Raw genomic sequence first — 1604 nt, forward strand, 5'->3', positions numbered from 1 at the left:
GACCGGCCGCCGACCCCGCCGATCGCCAGCGATGCTGTCGAATGGAAGGTCGAAGGCGAAGGCCCGCGGTTCGGCGGCCGGTCCAGGCACCTGACTTATGCCGCGCTGGGACGCTCCGACTATCATGTCGGCATGCTGATCGAAGCGCCGGCGCCCGGCATGCGCCTGGCGCCCCGGCACTATCACATGCTGGAAGAGGAGCATGCGCTGATCCTGGAAGGGGAGGTGACGCTGCTGCTTGGCGAGGAGCGCCACGAAATGAAAGCCGGCGACTATGTCTGCTTTCCGGCCGGCCTGGCGGTCGGGCATTCCTTCCTCAACAGCGGCACGGGGCCGTGCCGCTACCTGATGATCGGCGAGAAAAATCCCAACGAGGTCTGCGTCTATCCAGATTCCAACAAGATGGCGGTCGACGCCTTGCGCCGGCGCGACGGCATTTTCGACATGGGAGCGGTGAGGCGGTACTGGGACGGCGAAGAGATGGAGTAGCCCCCGGCTTCACAGCTCCTTCTCCGCCAACTCCCTGAATTCGTCGGGAACCGAGCGCGCCGCCTCCAGCGCCACCGTGCCGTAGCCGACCGCCTGTTTGCCAAAGCGCTCGCGGATCTTGTCGATGGCGCGGTCGGCGTCGAAGCGTGCTAGGCCCTTCTTCGTGCCGGGCCGGCGCCTCTCGTCGGCGAGGCCAAGCGGCAGGTCGAGCTGTAACTCGAAGCTTTCCTCAAGATGCGAGACCGAGATCGCCAGCAGCGAGATCGTTTTCTCCTGTGGATTGTCGGCAAGCAGGCCGCGCACCAGATCGCCGGCGATCTCGGCCAGCATCGCGGTCGCCGAGATCGGCTGGTCAAGCGTGATCGAACGGGTGACGGCGCGGAGATCGGCAAAGCGCACGCGTACCGTCACCGTGCGGCCGGGCCTTGCCTTGGCGCGCAGCCGGCTGGCGACGCGGTCGGCCAGATGCAGCAGTGTCGGCACGATGACCCGTGCCATAGCCGGCTTCTGGCCAAGCGCCGATTGGGCGCCGGCCGAATGCGCGCGGCGCTTCGTCTCCAGCTTTCGCGGGTCGCGGTTCCAGGACAGGGCGGCGAGCTTTTCGCCGGCGGCGGGACCGAGCAGGCGCGTCAGCGCGCCGCCATGCGTCCTGGCCAGTTGACCGATGGTCTCGACGCCGATCTCGGCCAGCCGCGCCCTGGTCGCCGGGCCGACGCCCCACATCAGTCCGACCGGCAGATCATGCAGGAAGGCGAGTTCGGTGCCGGGTTCGACGACCACCAGCCCGTCGGGTTTGGCGACCTGCGAGGCGATCTTGGCCAGATGCTTGGTGCGCGCCACGCCGATCGAGATCGGCAGGCCGAGTTCGGCCCGTACGCGGCGGCGGATGGTTGTCGCGATCTCCTGCGGCGAGCCGAACAGATGCGTGCAGCCGGCGACGTCGGCAAACGCCTCGTCGATGGAAATGCGCTCGACCACAGGCGTAAAATCGTCGAGCACCTTGATCGCCGCATCGCCCAGCCGCTGGTAATGGCTGAAATTGCCGCCGACGAAGATCAAATGCGGGCAGAGTTCGCGCGCCTTCGGCGTGCGTGGCGGCATGCCGGGGCGCAAGG

2 protein-coding genes are annotated in these 1604 nt (G+C 67.5%); one reads left to right on the forward strand and one right to left on the reverse strand.

Annotation, left to right across the window (positions count from 1 at the left end; genetic code table 11):
* Window positions 1-489, forward strand: a 489-nt coding sequence (locus EN879_RS35170; protein WP_127274675.1) for a cupin domain-containing protein, incomplete at its 5' end; no start/stop codon positions are given.
* A gap of 9 nt (window positions 490-498) precedes the next feature.
* Here EN879_RS35170 and EN879_RS35175 read toward each other — a convergent pair.
* Window positions 499-1604 (reverse strand): DNA polymerase IV (locus EN879_RS35175; RefSeq protein ID WP_127274676.1); only part of this gene is annotated, 1106 nt, incomplete at its 5' end.

The organism is Mesorhizobium sp. M7A.F.Ca.AU.002.02.1.1, from assembly GCF_003998535.1.
Classification (GTDB): Bacteria; Pseudomonadota; Alphaproteobacteria; order Rhizobiales; family Rhizobiaceae; genus Mesorhizobium; species Mesorhizobium ciceri.